The sequence below is a fragment of the Virgibacillus xinjiangensis genome (genome assembly GCF_042643145.1).
GTDB classification, from domain to species: domain Bacteria; phylum Bacillota; class Bacilli; order Bacillales; family Amphibacillaceae; genus Virgibacillus_O; species Virgibacillus_O xinjiangensis.
In genome coordinates this window covers 1-18,321 of the sequence record NZ_JBHRSA010000025.1, presented here as the reverse complement: position 1 = coordinate 18,321, position 18,321 = coordinate 1, and the positions used below count along the sequence as shown (strand labels likewise).

Annotated in this window: 20 protein-coding genes; 12 read left to right on the top strand and 8 right to left on the bottom strand. The window is 48.9% G+C overall.

What is annotated here, in order from left to right; translation table 11 throughout:
* The first annotated feature begins 274 nt into the window (after window positions 1-274).
* Window positions 275-424 (top strand): hypothetical protein, encoded by a 150-nt coding sequence (locus tag ACFOGI_RS05970; RefSeq protein ID WP_390269925.1) that lies wholly within the window; start codon window positions 275-277, stop codon window positions 422-424.
* 197 nt (window positions 425-621) lie between these two features.
* On the opposite strand, the gene ACFOGI_RS05965 is transcribed toward ACFOGI_RS05970, so the two are convergent.
* From ACFOGI_RS05965 to ACFOGI_RS05940, 6 genes are all read right to left on the bottom strand, one after another.
* Entirely contained in the window at window positions 622-1,983 is a 1,362-nt protein-coding gene (locus tag ACFOGI_RS05965; RefSeq protein ID WP_390269922.1) for a DUF2254 domain-containing protein, read from the bottom strand.
* A 385-nt stretch (window positions 1,984-2,368) separates the two neighbouring features.
* On the bottom strand, window positions 2,369-2,947 hold the full coding sequence (locus tag ACFOGI_RS05960) for a hypothetical protein (protein ID WP_390269919.1): 579 nt from the start codon (window positions 2,945-2,947) through the stop codon (window positions 2,369-2,371).
* 66 nt (window positions 2,948-3,013) lie between these two features.
* A complete protein-coding gene (locus ACFOGI_RS05955) occupies window positions 3,014-3,262 on the bottom strand; it encodes a DUF3953 domain-containing protein (protein WP_390269916.1) in 249 nt (82 codons plus the stop codon).
* Between the two features lie 109 nt (window positions 3,263-3,371).
* Window positions 3,372-3,812, bottom strand: coding sequence for a VOC family protein (locus tag ACFOGI_RS05950; RefSeq protein WP_390269913.1), 441 nt, complete (start codon window positions 3,810-3,812; stop codon window positions 3,372-3,374).
* Between the two features lie 189 nt (window positions 3,813-4,001).
* The gene (locus ACFOGI_RS05945; RefSeq protein ID WP_390269910.1) at window positions 4,002-7,094 is read right to left on the bottom strand and encodes an AAA family ATPase; all 3,093 of its coding nucleotides are present in this window, start codon (window positions 7,092-7,094) and stop codon (window positions 4,002-4,004) included.
* A gap of 17 nt (window positions 7,095-7,111) precedes the next feature.
* The gene (locus ACFOGI_RS05940) at window positions 7,112-8,311 is read right to left on the bottom strand and encodes an exonuclease SbcCD subunit D (protein ID WP_390269907.1); all 1,200 of its coding nucleotides are present in this window, start codon (window positions 8,309-8,311) and stop codon (window positions 7,112-7,114) included.
* A gap of 310 nt (window positions 8,312-8,621) precedes the next feature.
* On the opposite strand from ACFOGI_RS05940, the gene ACFOGI_RS05935 reads away from it, so the two are divergent.
* From ACFOGI_RS05935 to ACFOGI_RS05885, 11 genes are all read left to right on the top strand, one after another.
* A complete protein-coding gene (locus ACFOGI_RS05935; protein WP_390269904.1) occupies window positions 8,622-8,924 on the top strand; it encodes an urease subunit gamma in 303 nt (100 codons plus the stop codon).
* An 11-nt stretch (window positions 8,925-8,935) separates the two neighbouring features.
* Window positions 8,936-9,268 (top strand): urease subunit beta, encoded by a 333-nt coding sequence (locus ACFOGI_RS05930; protein ID WP_390269901.1) that lies wholly within the window; start codon window positions 8,936-8,938, stop codon window positions 9,266-9,268.
* Window positions 9,258-10,967, top strand: coding sequence for an urease subunit alpha (gene ureC / locus ACFOGI_RS05925; protein ID WP_390269898.1), 1,710 nt, complete (start codon window positions 9,258-9,260; stop codon window positions 10,965-10,967). Before ACFOGI_RS05930 ends, ureC begins: the two co-directional genes overlap by 11 nt.
* Before the next feature lie 11 nt (window positions 10,968-10,978).
* A complete protein-coding gene (locus ACFOGI_RS05920) occupies window positions 10,979-11,434 on the top strand; it encodes an urease accessory protein UreE (RefSeq protein WP_390269895.1) in 456 nt (151 codons plus the stop codon).
* The gene (locus ACFOGI_RS05915) at window positions 11,427-12,113 is read left to right on the top strand and encodes an urease accessory protein UreF (RefSeq protein ID WP_390269892.1); all 687 of its coding nucleotides are present in this window, start codon (window positions 11,427-11,429) and stop codon (window positions 12,111-12,113) included. The genes ACFOGI_RS05920 and ACFOGI_RS05915 overlap by 8 nt, the downstream gene beginning before the upstream one ends.
* Window positions 12,114-12,125: 12 nt before the next feature.
* Window positions 12,126-12,740, top strand: coding sequence for an urease accessory protein UreG (gene ureG / locus ACFOGI_RS05910; protein WP_390270110.1), 615 nt, complete (start codon window positions 12,126-12,128; stop codon window positions 12,738-12,740).
* A complete protein-coding gene (locus ACFOGI_RS05905; protein ID WP_390269889.1) occupies window positions 12,688-13,578 on the top strand; it encodes an urease accessory protein UreD in 891 nt (296 codons plus the stop codon). Before ureG ends, ACFOGI_RS05905 begins: the two co-directional genes overlap by 53 nt.
* 80 nt (window positions 13,579-13,658) lie before the next feature.
* Complete coding sequence (locus ACFOGI_RS05900; RefSeq protein ID WP_390269886.1) at window positions 13,659-14,582, top strand: urea transporter; 924 nt, start codon at window positions 13,659-13,661, stop codon at window positions 14,580-14,582.
* Between the two features lie 119 nt (window positions 14,583-14,701).
* The gene (locus ACFOGI_RS05895; protein WP_390269883.1) at window positions 14,702-14,833 is read left to right on the top strand and encodes a hypothetical protein; all 132 of its coding nucleotides are present in this window, start codon (window positions 14,702-14,704) and stop codon (window positions 14,831-14,833) included.
* The gene (locus tag ACFOGI_RS05890) at window positions 14,833-15,015 is read left to right on the top strand and encodes a hypothetical protein (protein ID WP_390269880.1); all 183 of its coding nucleotides are present in this window, start codon (window positions 14,833-14,835) and stop codon (window positions 15,013-15,015) included. Before ACFOGI_RS05895 ends, ACFOGI_RS05890 begins: the two co-directional genes overlap by 1 nt.
* 155 nt (window positions 15,016-15,170) lie before the next feature.
* Window positions 15,171-15,455: a hypothetical protein gene (locus ACFOGI_RS05885; protein WP_390269877.1), complete on the top strand. Its 285-nt coding sequence runs from the start codon at window positions 15,171-15,173 to the stop codon at window positions 15,453-15,455.
* Here the strand turns inward: ACFOGI_RS05885 and ACFOGI_RS05880 are convergent.
* Together ACFOGI_RS05880 and ACFOGI_RS05875 are read right to left on the bottom strand one after the other, a co-directional pair.
* Entirely contained in the window at window positions 15,450-16,289 is an 840-nt protein-coding gene (locus tag ACFOGI_RS05880) for a hypothetical protein (RefSeq protein WP_390269874.1), read from the bottom strand. The two genes, ACFOGI_RS05885 and ACFOGI_RS05880, sit on opposite strands and share 6 nt — an antisense overlap.
* 21 nt (window positions 16,290-16,310) lie before the next feature.
* Entirely contained in the window at window positions 16,311-17,879 is a 1,569-nt protein-coding gene (locus tag ACFOGI_RS05875) for a TcaA NTF2-like domain-containing protein (RefSeq protein ID WP_390269871.1), read from the bottom strand.
* Between the last annotated feature and the right edge of the window lie 442 nt (window positions 17,880-18,321).

Here is an 18,321-nt window from a genome sequence, read left to right as displayed (position 1 = left end):
TATCGGCAGGCCGCGATCGGTATCTGGAGCGCAGATTTATCCGCAGATGGCGCGCGATTTCCGCTGGAGCTCCAATTTATCAGCAGGTCGCTCCTGATTTCCGCTGAAGCACGGACTTATCCGCAGGTCACGCACGATATCACCAGGTGCGCGGCTTTATCGGCAGATTACACGCAAGATATCTGCTGAGCCACCCCACATTTTTTGAATAGGTCAATGGATGTTGCAGAAGCTTATAATAACAACCCATTACGTGGGAAAAGGAGGTAACAGCATGGCAGAGGATGAGCAACGTCTTCCATATGCAGCAGAGAAGCGGGAAAACTTTTATAAAAAACCTGCTCCTTCCATGGCAGATGAAGATAGAAGGCAATCCAGAAAGAGAAACGAAGGGGATGGCATTTCCACGAAGCGGCCACAATAAGTTGCCGGCTGGTTTGAGGTCGGACTTTATGCAAATTTGGAAGCGGAATGCCTAGAGTACTATGCACTAGTTATTACCAACTACTGAAACACAAGCATAACAGACAAGACGCTCAGCAATTTTTCTGAGCGTTTCGCCTGTGCTTGGGTTAATTGAAGAACCAGCATGCAGCATGGACTTACCTATGCATCTTCTACTTAAAGAGAAGGCTGCACCTTGGAGGCACTCTTCGAACTGACTCTTTGCAGCATATATTCAAGCAGGAAAAGGTAATCCTCCTGATTGCCCGTGTTTTTAGCGAGCTCGGATAATTGCTCCAAAATATACAGGCAGTCATTTTCGTAGAGGCTGTAGTTATCAAAGCCAAAAATGGTCTGTCGGGCAAATTCCCATAAATCTTGATGTACTTCCTTGTCCATCGTTTTACTCAACAAGGATACCATGGTGATCAGCTCCGTTATGACGATGGAGTTCTGGTTGGCATACTCACGGATGGAAGCGAATCCTCTATGAAGATAATACTGGAAATCCTTCAGATTCAAGATTACACGAAGCTGCTGATTCTGGTCGAACAGGTAGGGAGAGAAATTCGTTGACTGGCCAATGCTTTTCAACAAATCAGCAATTTGATGGATGGTGTTGGTAACCGTGAGAGGGTCATTATGACCGAAAGCCTTGATGGCTACTTCGGCAAGCTTGATCAGCCCATACTCCAGATCTTGAATTTCTGTTTGTTTGATCCCTATCTCTATGGATTTATAATAACGGTCGGGGTTGATGGTTCTTCCGTATTCCCAATAAGTGAGCAGTGGCGTTCCTTCAACGACGAATTCTCCAATCCGCACCTCGAATCTAAGAAGGATATCGTCCCTGCTCGCCTGTTTGACCAATCTTGAAAAGTTGGCGACTTGAAGGTATCCTGATTCCTTGGCTTTTATAACCTTTCCATCTGAATTGGAAGGCAGGGATTCCCTATACATCTCCTTATCGAGGTGATAGGGCCTCAATTCTTTTTCCAAGGAAGCCTGTACCTGTTTGGATTTGGCATTCATATTGAAGCTGATATTATGAACCTGCATCCAGGTCGCTGTATGGTTGATAAAATATACAAATGTCACAGCTGCGGTTATTGCTGTAAGAATGGATAAGATCGGCGTTGCGACAATATACTCCTCTTCTTCATGGGTCACATACAAGAAGTTCAATAGCACATAGATGAAGCTGCCGTTAAAAATACCAAGCACATGCTGGGTTGCTCGATCACTGACAAAGTTTACGAGCATTTTGGATGAGAACTGTCCGCTGAACGTCGTCAGGGCGACGAGCAGGGAGTTGATGGTAAAAGCGCTCAAGGTCAGCACCCCTCCTACCAGTGCACTCAAAAGCACCTGCAGGGTCTGACCACTGAAACCGATCGCAGCCGGCAGATACATGCCCACATCCACCACATAATCGAGATAAAAGGTAAATGCCGATAAACCGACCGCACCAATAATATATCGAAGCGGCATGAACCAAAGGGTTGATTTCAACTCACTTTTCCGCTGACGTCTCGACATTTTAAAATATTTCTTAACATAGTAGAGCCCCATATGATCACCATCTTATTCGTAAAGGTTGAATTCTCCTATTTCCTACCCTGAAATAGAAGCAAGCTAACCTGAATTTTGATGATTTCCTCCAAAATAGGTGAAATGGGAAAAAATACCTCAACTCGTTGGCCTGGAAGGTTTCCAATGAATTTCCATGATGGTGTTACAAATCAACTCTCTTTATCAACGGATTTGTTATGGAAACTTTGCCCCGTGACGCACGGTATCAGTTCTGCTGTTTCCATTCGATTCTTCGTTAGTCAACCTTGCTTCATTAATAAAACTGCGACTGCAGCACTTTCAGCAATAGCACCCCACTTGTTCACATATATTTATCCCATGCTGCCTCTCATTAGGGGGTGAATTTGTCCAAATCAAATCTTGCTATTTCGTGATTTTCTGCGGTTACAACCAGAAAGGCATTAAATGAATACTTCTCCAGTATATCCAGTTTTTCTTGGGAAGGTACAAGAAGTGGAACTTGAACATTTTCCTCGCTTACCCCTAATTCATAGTAGAGAGTATACGCACCCTTTTGGTCAGATCGTAGAACAGATACAAAACTTTGACCGAAACCTACGCCACTTTCATAATAATCTTCAGGATGATAGATATTGAAGCCTATGATATCTTCTGACACTGATTTCAGTTTTTCTTTAGGTTCAATCTTCAGTCGGATTCCTCTATCGACTTCTCGGGTACCTACTGTTTTATTACTGGTATTTTCCATCGTGAATTCGTAATACAAAGCTGTCGGTATTAACTCCTCTCCCTTCCTCTCCCCTTCTGTTATCCCAATTGACCCAAGCAGATTTTTATCTTTAACAATATCAACCTTGGCGTCTACTAGTTTAAGAGAGGGCTCTGAAGAACAAGCTGATAAAGAGGATAAGGCCATAAATAAACCAATAACAAGAAACCATTTCCTCAAGTAATCGCCTCCAATTATTTCTTGTTGAACTAGCCACCCTGATTGAACAACAGTCCTCTCCAACTTTCAGCTGGTAAGATTATATAAGAAACCTTCTACGGCAACAGAGAAAACCAAAAATGAAACAATGACACTACTATAGCCTATGAGCCTTTTTTCCTTTTTGATCTCCGATGTCCCCATAGCCAAAAGCATTACTCCCAGAAAAAACATCATATATGGCATGAGATGTGTATTTCCTGTGGCCAGCCCGTAAATGGCTAAAGCGCCTCCGATGAGTGCTGATATGATTCTGGTAATGTTTAACAAATTCATCCCCCATTTCATACTATTCCGCAAAGTCAATGATTTGTTAAGAAAAATGCTCTTCTGGATTTTCCAGAAACGCATCGTGTTGTTTGGGAAGGTTGGCCTTTAGCGCCCACTACTCTTTCTTCTCTTTTCTTTCCTCCCAAAGCTGTAAACGTTCTTCATGACTGACCTTTTTATGTATTTGATGAAGCATCCATACATATCCGAAAGGGTCCATGAATATGGCATTCGACAACCCATAGTCAGGAATTTCTGTCACTGGTTGAATCTCTGTACAGCCCAACTCCATCGCCTTTGCGTAAGTGTCCTTGATGTCTGGGACTGTAACATTGACCCAGCTGGTCTTAGGGTCGTCCGGGCTTGGTGCGATCAAATGGAAGTCCGGGTTTTCATCCAACATATGAAAATGGACGTCGTATAGGGTGAAAACCGCCTCATTTTCCCCACGAGGAAAGTTTGAGACCTCCACCCGCTCGATATCAAATATATTCTCGTACAATTCCAATGCTTTCAAGCTGTCTTTTACCACCATATCCAATTCTACTCCAACCATCTTGAACACACTCCTTTTGCAGTTTAATCCTACACTTCTCCTCACCATTCTCTCCGTCTTGCCAAAAGAAGTATACCACTCCCTTTGAACAGACGGCAGGTATGGCTTTATTTTGATTCCTTGCTGCTCTATGATCTCCCTTGTTTACCGTATCACTCTGTAATCCAAGTGAGCCATCAAGCTCCCCAACTACTTCAACACAAACTTCGTCTCACTGAACCCTTCTTTTGTCTTCTCTACTTCCAGGACTGCCGGAAAGATGGATTTGAGTTCCTGGACATGGGAGATGACACCGATCATGCGGCCCGACTGCTGCAGGTCGACAAGGGCATCGATTGCTTTGTTGAGTGCTTCCTCATCCAAGGTGCCGAAGCCTTCGTCGATGAACATCGTTTCCATGGAGATGTTCCCCTGGAAGCTTTGGATGACATCGGACATTCCGAGCGCAAGGCATAAGGATGCATTGAACTTTTCCCCGCCGGACAGGGTCTTCACGTCTCTGGTCTGCCCGGTGTATGCGTCATAGACATCAAGTGCCAATCCGCTCTGCCGGCCATTTGCTTCCTGGCGGTCACTGCGGCTCAGATAGAACTGCCCATTGGACAGGCGATTGAGCCGATGGTTGGCCGCATCGATGATCTGCTCCAAGTATTCCATCTGCAGGTAACGTTCGAACGAAATCTTGCGGCTGTTCTGTCCACGGATCATATCATATAGATCGCTGATCGTGCCGAGCTTTTTCTCTGCTTCCCGTACCTGTGCGCCTGCCTCCATGATTTTTTCTTTTAAGGCAGCCGCTTCTTTGTGGTGTTCCATGGACTGGTTCCATGTCTTCCAAGCCGATTCATATGCTTGTTTCAACTGTTCCAGCTGCTCCTGGATGGCTGTCAGATCCATGCGCGTCTTCTCTTTCAGACTTTCCTCGAGCTCTTTCACCTGCTGTTCCAACGTAGAACGGTTCTGTTTGAACTCTTCTATCCGCTTGGAAAGCTGCTCACGATCAGCCGCGGAGAGTTTTGCTTCTTGATAGGCTTGCATATCGGGGAACCCGACCCTTTTCAGCTCTTCATCCAGCTGTGAAACCGCGTGGGCATGTTTTTCTTCCGCTTCCTTCTTCTGGCTCTCGGCATGCTCCAAATTGGACATTGCTTTGGTCTGCTGTTCCTTGGCCTGCTGCATTTCCGTTTGGACTCGTTCCCAGGCCTGTTCCAGCTCTGTTTTCGCTTTTTCCGTTTCCGCTATCTGCTTTTCCAGCACAGACAAGGTACGTATTTCTTCGGGAATGCTCTGGAGCCTGTCCTCATATACCGCTTTCTCTGTCTGATAGGCGGTGGTGGCTTCCTGGCTGGCCTTCGCCAGACTTTCCTCCTGCCCCTCGAGCTTGCGCACTGCTTCATTCAGCTTCTCATGGGCCTCTTTCAACTGGCTGAGCTGCTGCCGCTTCTCCTGAAGGCCTTTCACCTCCTGGTCCAGCTTCTTGCCATCCTCGACCAGCTGATGATAGACGATGTTGGCCTCCTGCTTTTCAACGCCATAATCCAGTGCTTCCTGTGCATGCTCTTCCATCTGCCGCTCATTCATCTGCAAGGAGGCAGCCGCATCGCGATACACACGCTCCTTTTCACTGAGCTCTTTCCGTCGTTGTTCCAGCTCTTCCTTTGTCACACTTGCCGTTGCGGCGGATGCTTTGGCTGGATGTTCGGTACTGCCACAGACCGGGCACGCCTCCCCGTCATGGAGGTGTCCTGCCAGGATGCTTGCCTGGTCTTCCAGCCAGCGGCTTTCCAGTTCTTTATAAGCTTTATCCGCCTGTTCAAAAACCGACTGCTTCTGCTCCACCTCTTTTTGCCATTTCTGATGCTCTTTGCCTGTTTTCAGCAATGCCTGTACAACACGGACTTTCTCCCTCATACCATTCAGCGTCTGCTGCTTGTCCGGCAATTCGTTTACGGCCCGGTCCAGCTGGTTGATCTGCTCCTGCTGCTGGTCTGCCTGCTGCTTCTTCTCCTGCTTATCTTTCTGAAGCTTGTGCAAATCTGCTTCCTGCTTCTCGGCGGTCTTCTGCAGTTGTTCCATCTTCCGTTTGCGTTCATCCATCTCTTTGACCATCGGCATGAATTCCTGCAGCTGGTCGAGCTTCTTTCTCAACGCCTCCCGGTCCTTTTCCTTCGCCTCTTCTTCACGGTAGCGCTGTTCCACTTTTTCCAACATCTCTACGGCCGTCTTCTTCGCTGCTTCTGCGTTGGTCCATGCATCTATTTTCGCCTTTTCTTCCTGGCGACGTTCCTCGGCCTGCTTTTCATATGGTGAAATGCCTTCCGCCCGTTCCGCTTCTGCCAGCTGTTTTTCCTTTTGTTGAAAAAGAGGAACCTGTTCGTTCATCTCTTTCAGCTGCTGGCTTTTCTTCTCCAGGTTGTCAAAACTCTCATTCAAGGCTTTGGCTTGATGGAACTCATTCTGCTTCTGATCATGCTGCTGATAGGCCTTTTCATAGGTCTCCTTGTCCACAGCAACCCGTTTCTCATAATAGGCAATCTCTGTTTCGAGACCTGCCAGCAGCTGATTTTCGTTATAATGCTCACCCGCAAGCAGTTGGAAAAGCTCAGAATCCTCACGCTCTGGCAAAGCTGCCTTCAAACGGCTCACAAACTGATCCCGCTGCTGTTCTGCCTTCTGGAAGACTTTTTCTGCTGCAGCCTTCTTCTCCCGGAGACCTTCACCGATTTTTTTGTATGGTTCGGTCTTGAACAAGCGCCTCAGTATCTCTTCCTTGTTCTCTGTTTGAGAGGTCAACAACTTGCGGAATTCCCCCTGTGGCAGCATCACAATTTGGCGGAACTGCTCCTTGGTGAGCCCGATCAGCGCCTCTACCTTCTTATCAATCTCTGAAACAATCTGCCTGTCCACACATGGCTTTTCTCCGTCCGGCAGTTTCTCATAGAATTCGTACTTTTCCCCGGTCTTGGACTTGTTCCCTTTTTTCACATGGCCAAGCTGCCGCAGCACCCGGTAGATTCTGCTACCAAGCTCAAACTCCAGCTCGACCGCTGTATGTACGGCATCATCGGCAAAATCACTCCGGAGCATCATGGTCTGGTCACGGTCTTGGCCACTGGCTGAGCCGTACAGGGCGAAACAGATTCCGTCAAAGATCGTCGTCTTGCCGGCGCCGGTGTTTCCGGAAATGACAAACAGGCGGTTCTCCTTCAGATCGGAGAAATCCACCGTCTCGGTATCCTTATACGGCCCGAATGCCGTCATGGTCAGTTTTAATGGTTTCACTGCAATTTCTCCTCCCCTTAGGCTTCATTGGTAACAGATTTTTCCCTGCCTGCATCCTTTGTCTCATTCTCTTCCTTCAACAGATCATCCAGCACTTCCCGGAAAATCTCCTCTGTTTCGGCACTCGCTTCCTCGCCTTTCACTTCCTGATAGAAAGCACGGAACAACTCCATGTCACTCATTTTCGTCCGCTCGACTTTTTCCATGCCGTCTTCTGTTTGCTTGGCTATGGACTGGAAGTGCTTCCGCTCCACATGCATCGCGTTCGGGAAAACCGACCGGATTTTTTCCATCGGTGACAGGACCGGTGTCTCGTCCGTCAGGCGGACAAACACATAATCCTCACTCACCGGATAGGTCAAAATTTCCTCGAGATCCGCTTCGACCGTGCGCATATCCCGGCTCGGGAAGAGGAACCGTTTCTCCGTCGTGACATTTCCTTTTTCATCCATCTCTACGACAAAGTAGCCCTTCCGATGATGCTCCTCGGAGATGGAATATTTCAGCGGCGACCCGGCATAGCGGACCGTCTCGTTCAGGACATAATGGGCCTGATGCAGGTGTCCGAGTGCCGTGTAATGGAAGTCTTCAAAATGATGGGCGTCCACGTACTCGGATCCGCCGATGGACAGCGGCCGCTCTGACTCACTCGTATTCTCTTCCTCTTCCCCGTAAGGCGTCACAAACGCATGCCCGACGAACACATGCCGCGCTTCCGGGTCCATCTTCGGCCTGATTCGCCCGATGATCGCGTTCATTGCGTCATTATGGCTGCGCACTGCTTCATCACCGAGTACATTCCGTACAACACTCGGATCACAATATGGCACCAGATGGAAATGCACCTCGCCATGCTCGTCCGCCAACCGGACGGGCTCCAAATCCTCTGTCAGATTTCCGACGACATGATAGCCATTATCCTTCATGATCCTGCTGCCGAAATTCAATCGGCTCGGGCTGTCATGGTTCCCCGCAACCGCCAGTACCGGCACGTTCAGCTTTAGCACCAGCTTCTCCAGCACCTCATCCAGCAAATGCACCGCCTCAATCGGAGGCACTGCCCGGTCGTAAAGATCACCGGCTACAATCACTGCGTCCGGTTTCTCTTCCTCCACCGCTTCGACGAACTGCCTCAGGACCTCACCCTGATCCTCTGTCATATAAACTCCCTGTACCAGCTTGCCCAAATGCCAATCTGCCGTATGGAAAATTTTCATCTTTCGCCCCTCCCTTTCTGGACCGTCATTCTCTATAAAAAGCAACATCTGCTGCGACTCTTGCATACTAAAAATCTACTCCTATTGTACCACGCAGGGAAGGTGTTAGGGAATGCGCGCTTGGTGGCCTTAAGGCCCTGTCGCTTAGCTTACATCTCTCCCCACTCATTCCGGCCTCTCCCCAGTCCTTTTCCCAAGTGAACCGAAAGTTTTTGTAACTTTTAATACATTTTATGTTACATAACCTGACATTATATGGTAAACTACCTGATATAGTTAATAATCTGAAAAATCAAAAGGGAGGGATAATATGAATCTGCTGCCTAGAGAACAAGAAAAACTCATGGTTGTAGTCGCTGCTGATCTGGCCCGAAGACGGATGGAAAGAGGATTGAAATTGAACCATCCCGAAAGTGTAGCGCTGATCACGTATGAGCTGCTGGAAGGTGCGAGGAATGGAAGTAGTGTAGCTGAACTGATGCAATATGGGACCACTATCCTTTCACGAGAAGATGTGATGGACGGGGTGCCGGAGATGGTAAAAGATGTGCAAGTGGAAGCGACGTTTCCTGATGGAACGAAGCTGGTGACCGTTCATAGTCCAATTAAATAGGAGGTGCCGCTGTGATACCAGGTGAAATTTTTCCAAAAGAAGCAGACGGAATAAGGATTAATGAAGGAAGAGACGTCACTCATGTTAGTGTAACTAACACAGGAGACCGGCCAGTGCAGGTCGGATCCCATTTTCATTTCTATGAGATCAACCCTATGGTCCTATTTGATCGCGAAGATGCTTTCGGCAAACGGCTCAATATCCCAGCAGGCACTGCGGTACGGCTGGAACCAGGGGATGAAAAGACAGTCGAGCTGGTCGACTATGTTGGGGAGCGGAAGGTATATGGGTTCAACAATCGGACAGATGGCTCTATTGAGAGGATGGTGCTGAATGAGTTATAACATGGCCCGGAGACAATATGCAGAAATGTATGGACCAACCACCGGAGATCGCGTTCGCCTCGCAGATACGGGCCTGATCGTGGAGATTGAAAAGGACTATACGTCCTACGGGGATGAAGTGGTCTTCGGGGGTGGGAAGGTGATTCGCGACGGTATGGGGCAGCACCCGCTTGCTACCGAGGAAGAAGCAGCGGACACGGTTCTGACAAATGCTGTCATCATCGACTATACAGGGATCTATAAGGCGGATATCGGCATCAAGGACGGAAACATCTGTGGCATTGGCAAAAGCGGCAACAGCCTGATCATGGATGATGTCGATATTACCATTGGAGCATCCACCGAAATCATCGGAGCAGAAGGCAAAATTGTCACGGCCGGCGGGATTGATGCCCATGTGCATTTCATCACTCCCCAACAGATCGAGACGGCGCTCGCTTCCGGATTGACTACAATGATCGGCGGCGGCACTGGTCCATCCACCGGATCGAAAGCGACAACCGTAACACCCGGAAAGTGGCATATCCAGAGAATGATCGAGGCCGCAGAGGACTATCCGGTAAATATCGGTTTCTTAGGAAAAGGACAAGCAGCAACCTTGCAGCCGCTCGCCGAACAGATCGAAGCTGGCGCAGTCGGGTTGAAAATTCATGAAGACTGGGGGGCAACATCCTCGGCCATCGACCATGCACTCACGATTGCTGACAAGTACGATATCCAGGTTGCCCTGCATGCCGATACGCTGAATGAGGGTGGTTTTGTGGAAAATACCGTCAGCGCCCTGAAAGATCGCGTCATCCATATGTATCATACGGAAGGAGCAGGCGGCGGGCATGCGCCTGACATCATCAAGACCGCTCAATACCCGAATGTCATCCCATCCTCGACCAATCCGACCATGCCATACACCGTTAATACGATTGCCGAGCATGTGGATATGCTGATGGTCTGCCACCACTTGAGCCCTTCTATTCCGGAGGACGTGGCCTTCGCTGATTCCCGGATCAGGAAAGAGACTATTGCCGCAGAAGACATCCTGCATGACATGGGCGTATTCAGCATCATCAGTTCAGATGCCCAGGCAATGGGGCGCGTCGGAGAAGTTGTTCTGAGAACGTGGCAAGCAGCAGATAAAATGAAGCAACAACGCGGAATTTTGGAGGGTGATACGGAACAGGCGGATAATAACCGCGTCAAACGCTATGTAGCTAAATACACCATCAATCCTGCCATCACCCATGGAATTTCCGACTATGTCGGCTCCGTCGAAGTCGGAAAAATGGCGGATCTCGTGTTATGGCCGGCGGACTTTTTCGGAGTCAAACCGGAACTGGTCATCAAAGGAGGAGCTATCGTGGAGAGCCTGATGGGGGATGCCAACGCATCCATCCCCACACCCCAACCGGTCATCTACCGCCCGATGTATGCGGCGGACGGGAAAGCAGTCAAGCGAACCTCTGCTACGTTCGTCTCCAAAATCGCTTATGACCGAGGATTGAAGGAAGAGCTGCAATTGGAGAAGGAGCTGCTGCCAGTGAAAGATATCCGGCAGATCACTAAAAAGGATATGAAGCTCAACAATGATACACCGAAAATCGAGGTCGACCCTGAAACCTATGAAGTGAAAGTGGACGGCGAACTCGTTTCATGTGAACCACTAGAAGAAATTTCAATGGGACAAAGATACTTTTTATTTTAGAGGTGAAGGATATGCTAGTGGAAAAAATTGATAAGAATATCCAGGACATCGAACCCGCTGAACTGGATGCGTTGCATAAGGAAAAGGTGTACCTGGAAAGCGATGACCTGCTGAAACGGATTCAACGTGTGCAGACGGATCATGGAAAGGAGATCGGCATTTCGTTGAACGAACGGAAACCGCTCCAACAGGGAGACGTACTGTTCCACGATGAACGGAATATCATCTATATCGACCTGTTCCGGGATGACGTGATTGCCATCCAGCCGAACGGCATCCATGAGATGGGTGTTATCGCCCACCAGCTGGGAAACCGCCATCTGCCGGCTCAATTCGAAGGAGATGAGATGATTGTCCAATATGATTATCTCGTGGAGGAACTGCTAAAGGACATGGGTATTTCCTACATACGGGAAGAGCGCAAGCTGAAAGAAGCCTTCAAGCATATAGGACACAGCCATGACTGAGCGGCTGCTGACCTTCTTCCAGTTATGTGATTCCAATTTTCCTATTGGAGGATTCAGCCATTCTTACGGATTGGAAACCTATATCCAGGAAGGCGTCGTATCCGATAAAAATAGTTTCCAGCAGTGGCTCTTCACCTATTTTACTGAACAGGTTAAATATAACGAGGGGCTGGCATTCAAACTTGTCACAGAAGCACTGGAATTGAACGATTTGGAACAAGTATGGTATGCAGACCGTCTCCTGCATGCCCAGAACCTCCCGAAGGAAACAAGGGAAGGAAATATGCAGATGGGTGACCGGATGCTTAAGCTTGCCCGCTCCCTTTATGATGATCAAACATTGGAAATCTATCAACAGCGGCTGAGGGAGAAAACCTCCTTCGGCCATGGAGCGGTCGTATTCGCCATGATTGCACACCACTTTGGGGCGAGGCAGCAAGAGGGGCTGGCATTCTATCTCTACTCCCTCCTTTCCAACCTTGTCCAGAATGCTGTCCGTTCCATTCCGCTGGGGCAGACTGCGGGGCAATTGATCATGCATGAGAACCGGGAACAGCTGGTAGAGCTGGCTAATGAAATAGGAGACTTGTCGATGGATGAATTCGGCATTGTCTCTCCTGGTCTCGAAATCTCCCAGATGAAACATGAACATGTGAAAGTACGAATCTTTATGTCTTAGAAAGGGGCAAAAATAATGGAACCAATCAAAATAGGCATTGGCGGCCCGGTCGGGGCTGGAAAAACCATGCTGGTTGAAAAAGTGGTAAAGGAACTGACGGGGAAAGTCGAGATGGCAGCAATCACCAATGATATCTATACAAAAGAAGATGCGAAAATCCTGATGAAAAGCGGTGTAATGGATTCCGACCGGATCATCGGTGTAGAGACTGGGGGCTGTCCACATACGGCTATTCGTGAGGACGCTTCGATGAACTTTTCAGCGATTGATGAGCTGACGGAAAGGTTCACTGACCTGGAACTGATCTTCATAGAAAGTGGAGGCGATAATCTCGCAGCAACTTTCAGTCCGGAGCTTGTCGACTTCTCCATCTATATCATTGATGTGGCCCAAGGGGAAAAAATTCCGAGGAAGGGCGGCCAAGGTATGATTAAATCCGACCTGTTCATTATCAATAAGACGGACCTGGCGCCTTTCGTCGGAGCCGACCTCGAGGTGATGGCCAGTGATACCAATGAATTCCGCGGGAAGAAACCATTCGTCTTTGCGAATTTGAAGGATGGAGAAGGACTGGGTGAAATCATTGACTGGATCAAAAACGACGTCCTGCTTCAAGGGATTGTCTGATATGGAAGTATTGGACAGAAATAGGGCGTGGACGGGTGAGCTCCAACTGGAATTGAGTCAGAAACAAAACAGAACTGTCTCGGAGAATGTGTTTTTCGAGGGTGCATTCAAAGTGATGCAGCCAATTTATCTGGATCATACTGGACAGCTGACCTATTACCTGTTGAACCCAGGCGGCGGATATCTGGGTGGTGATACCTATTCGATGGATATCCGATTGAATGAGGAGGCATACGCCATCCTCACTACCCAGTCCGCCACAAAGGTGTATAAAACACCAGGGGACCATGCCTACCAATATGGGCGGTTCTCATTGGGGCCCGGCAGTCTGCTGGAATACACGCCCGACCCGCTGATCGTCTACCGGGAGGGTGTGTACCAACAACACCAGCAGTTCTATATGGACCCTCGCGCCACCCTGCTTTCGACCGACATCATCACACCAGGTTGGTCGCCAAGTGGTAAGCATTTCAGCTATGACAAGGTCGATGTCCTCAATGAGGTGTTTATTGACGGTCAGCTGGAGGTGATGGACAGGTTCGTCCTGGAACCGAATAAAAAGAATGTGGCAAGCTACGGTCATATGGAAGGCTACAGCCATCTCGGGTCGATGATGATGATCAGTCCGTTTGTGACAGACGGAATCATCGAAAGTCTCCATGACTTGGTGGACCACAAGGAAATAAACTTCGGCCTCTCAAGGACGCCTGTACCAGGCCTGTCCTTAAGGGTGCTTGCCAACCGCACACAGGACATCGAGGAAGTATTCACGGCCTGTCAGAACTATATACGCCGTACATTATTCGACGCTTCCCCTGTGTTCCTTAGAAAATACTAGTGTCCATATAGAAAGCATCCCTTCGCTTAAGCTTTCTATTCGTTGCCTCAGGTCCATATTCCGACGGAAAGGTAGATTACATGCAGAAACCAATCTCCACAAGGTATTTATTTCGTAGTTTCCTACATAGCTTTTCCCAGGTCATCCTCCTGGACAATTGGAAAACCGGCCTGTTCATCTTCCTGGGAATTCTGACAGTCTCCTGGCAGTATGCAGCCGTTTCCGGCCTTGGTGTTGTAATTGCCATGGGGATTGGCCTGCTACTGACCAAGGACCGCGAGTTTATTGAAAGCGGGCTGATGGGATATAATGCGGTGCTTACCAGTATAGCAATCCTTATTTTTCTCGACGGTCCTTCCATTTGGTTGTTGGCACTGTTCGGCGCAGGATTGTCGACAATGGTGACAATCGCACTGAACAGGTATTTCATCCATCTGCCGGTGCTGACCCTCCCATTCAATATCACGGCATGGGTGATCCTGCTGTTCCCTTATAAGCTTGAGGCCGTCAAGATGAGTGATCAACTGTTGCCGCAGAGCCTGATGAACTGGCAAGCTGCACCTGATAGGAGTATTGACTGGATGGCTGCATTTTTCAAAAGCATCAGTGAAATCTTCCTGCTGGACTCTACCACTGCCGGCATGCTGATTCTTCTTGGCATCATCCTTGCAGGCAAACGGGCAAGTACCAGTACGGTGATATCCATCTTTGTCGCTCTCATTACGGCACTCCTGCTCGGTGCAGAGGCTGAACAGATTCACCTTGGTATGTATGGATACAATGCTGTCCTTGCAGCGCTTGCTGTCTGCCACACATTCAACCAGATCCCATCCAACTTCCTGTTCGTCTACGGTCTGATCGGTGCAGCACTCACTGTCCCAATCACTGCTGCATTTTCCATCATGCTCGCACCGTACGGCCTGCCGGCATTGACCATTCCATTCGTCATTACCACCTGGCTGATGCTGTTGTCATCGAAGAGCGTGATTGCAGAGGAGAGCTGAGAAATGAAATTCCCTATAATGGATATTATAGTAGACTTGATGGTGATTCGGCTTTTCTCCCCCCTTTCCATAAACAGAAGCATATAGGAGAAATTCGAATCAAACAGGAGGATATAAGAATGCAGCAACAGGGACAGAAGAATATGCTGGATGAACTGCCCCATCTCTTTAAAAAAATGGTTGATAAATCATGCACCGCTCTATACAATAGATTGGAATTGTTTTTCAAACCACAAAAGGAGAGGTCATAGTGAAAAAGTGGGAATGGATGGCATATCATCCAGCATCATCAATACCTGTATACGTGGAGACAGTGGACACCGATCAAGAGAAGGCTCGGGAGAAGGCGTGCCTGGAGTTGGATGAAAGAGAATTTCACGGCTGGAACAAGATCAAACTTTCGAAAGTGGTTGAGTTGGAAGAAGCCATATAAGAGTAACCAACATGTCTGGTCGGTTTTACAATAATAGAGAAATCCCTAAAAATAAGGTGCGCAGACGAACGTCATTCTGCGCACCTTTTTCTTGTACCAAATGGTCCAGTTTCCCCGTACAATAATATGACGAAGTATAGGAGAGGAGGATACCTGTGAACTTAATCAAAAAGATTTCCTTCTATATAGGGAATGCCGTTATCGGTGTCTTTACGTTTTATGCTTATCTGTATTTCTGGGTGATGTTCAGCTGGGGGGATGCTTTTCTGATCAATTTCCATGCAGCTGTGATCAGTTTGTTCCTCTGTGCTGTCGTATTCATCACCTTCAATCATTCTCTGCTGCGTAATGAGCCGGATGCCAACAACTATTGGTGGATTGGATTGTCGGTGCTCCTCGGGACCATCATGACGATCCTGCTGGTCTTAGCTTTTTTATAGCATTCCTCCCATGAACATTTCTCCCCATTGACTCAATCCCTCCATAGCCCCTAAAATATAATTCCTCACAACAATATAAGATAAAATCATGGCGATTAGGGAGGAACCAAGGCTGAGGTAGACACCCTGGTCTGTGGTGCCTCTCCCTTTCTCTGCTACCATAACCACCGGGACGATGAAGGTGATGAAGGTCAGAGCGAGTAGAAGAAGTGTCAAGGTAACGGTAATGGACCCTGCCAAACCGGACAAGATGGCCACAACCCCGACGACCGCAAATGGCACAAACAAACCGCCAAACTGGGCAGTGAACTCCTTGAACGTGGCTTGGCTTCTTGCAAGCTTCGCAATGACGACGGAACTCACAAACGAAATAGCTGCAAAAATAAGGCCAACCCATGCTACACGGAACATGACACCAAAGAACGGAACTTCCATCGCAGCCATGTCACTCTCAAAGATGCCGACAAAGCCGGACATGGATTGGACCAAGGAACTGATCAGAAAATAGACGGCCAGCGAAAAGGTGACCAGGAACAAGGCAATATTAATCAACCCGTAGGCAAGATGGCTCTCCCCCGATCGGAAGGCAGTGGTCGGGTTCTTGAGTACATCAAGAAAATAATAACCATAGCCGCTGGGCGCATATTTCACCTGGCTGGAAGCGGCTGAAGGCTGTACCTCTGCAGCAGAACCTGTCACGGCAGCACTCTGCACCGTCTGAGATGGTGAAACTGGGGCATCTTGCTGCTGTGGCCCTTGTTCCATATTCGCGCCGCACGCCCCGCAGAATCTACCAGTCTCTTGTTGATGCTGACATGATGGACAACTAATCATGATGGCAAAACTCCTTTTCTATTATTGTCGGTCCCGGTTCGTCTCCAGGTATTCAATGTCAGTGATTCGATATGTTCCGTTTTCCCGAGTAAGCGTGTACTCTTTATCCCGGTCATAGTCAATCACTTCCCCCTCATGATTGGTGAAAGTGAACTGCTCATTCGTGGTGACGGCCACCGTTTCCCCATCAACCTCCTCTACTTCCAGCACTTGATTGGAGGTGAAATCGTAATGGAAAGCCGTATTTTCGAGATCGGCGATATAGGTTCGCAGATCACTGTCCGCCTGGCTTCCACCTTGGATGTATGGTTCGATAAAGCTGAAGCTCTTCTGATTCAGCGCATTTTCATAGGCATCACGGAAAACGAGCACAATATCCCCTGCATCAACGGACTCTAGCTCCATGGTTGCAGTTTCTGTTTCTTTCGCTTCCCGTTCCTCTTCCTGCCCTTCCTCATTTTCAGCCTCTAATTCATCAGTAGATCCATCCTCCTCGGCTTCACGCTCTTCCGCTTCCCCAGACACCTCTTCTCCCTCTTCACTCATGTCTGCAAAGGCCGTCTCCTCTTCTGCCATTCCACTTTCTTCAAACGCAAACGAATAGCTGTTGCCCCAGCCCGCTTCTGCTTCTGCACGGAGCGCCTCCCCTTCCGGATTGACCCACTCGGCATGCAGTTCAAGTTCCTGATCGGCAGGCACCGGCCCGATTTCCTCCAGGTCCTCCAAACGCTTGCCTGTATCCTCTCCATCGACAAACAATGTCGCCTCGGGCACATTCGTGTTCAGTGTATAAGTCACCGTCTGAAACTCGATCGGCATTGGAAGAACTGCTTCAGCTGTCACTTCCACTGTGTCTTCATAGGTGAACACGCCATAATCATTCTCTGAGGTGGCTTTAATTGGATAGGTTCCAGGATAAACAGCTATCTCCTCTGCCGGCCCGCCAGAATTCAGGGTGTCTGTATGATCACCAATATGGACTTCTGTTTCATCCATAAACACTTCAAGACTAATGCCACCCGGTACTGCCTCCAAGGAATATCTAGGATACAAGTTGAAAATCAGCGGATCCTTCTTCACGATGAACAGCTTCTCCCCATCATCGGTGGTAAGCACCTGATCCAGCGGGGATGGGTTCTCCTTCTCTACTTCCAGCAGCTCCAGATACCGATCCCTGACCTCATCCCACTCCTGCTCCTTTATGTAGGCGAAATAACTGGCCTCATCCAGCAGAGTGCCGTCCTCGAAGTCGATATAACGCAGAAATTCCTCCACATTACTGGAACGGACCGCTTCATCCATCGCCTGCAGATCCTTTACCGGGTCAACATAATGTTGCAGGAATTGATGGGTACCAAATAACAAAAGTAAAAGCAGCGCCGCCGCACCAAGCAGGAGCTTCTGCTTCTTCGTCATCGGTTTCCGTGGCGGACGTTCCGGCGGTTGCCTGTTTACCGACCGGGACTCCCGCCCCTGCCGAGCACCCGGTGTCCCATCAACTTTCTCATCCGCTCCCTTTTTCGCCCCACATTCCGTACAATAGCCCAACTCCGGGCTCATGGCACTGCCGCATTCCGTGCAATATCTCATCCTTCTCCCCCCTTCTTTACCAATTGGAATCATCAATTGTTGCGATGCATTACCATAGGACGGACCTCAGCGTCCTACTCTTAAACCTATGAACAGGGATGTCTGATTTATAACAAAAAAGTGGATGGGATGGATGAGGGGTGCGGTGGGCATGGCCCGAGTGGGGCGGTGTGTGGCCCGAGTGCGGTGGCGGGTGGCCTGAGTAGAGCGGGCTGGCGACCGAGTACGGTGGCAGGTGGCACGAGTGGTGCGGGGTGGCGACCGAGTGCGGTGGCGGGCGGACCGAGTGGTGCGGGCTGGCGACCGAGTACGGTGGGGCGTGGCACGAGTGGTGCAGGATGGCGACCGAGTACGGTGGCGGGTGGCACGAGTAGAGGTAGTGTCAAGAAGTCTGTGTAATCCACTCTCCCTGATAAGGAAACCAAGTTGGTTTTATATGGAG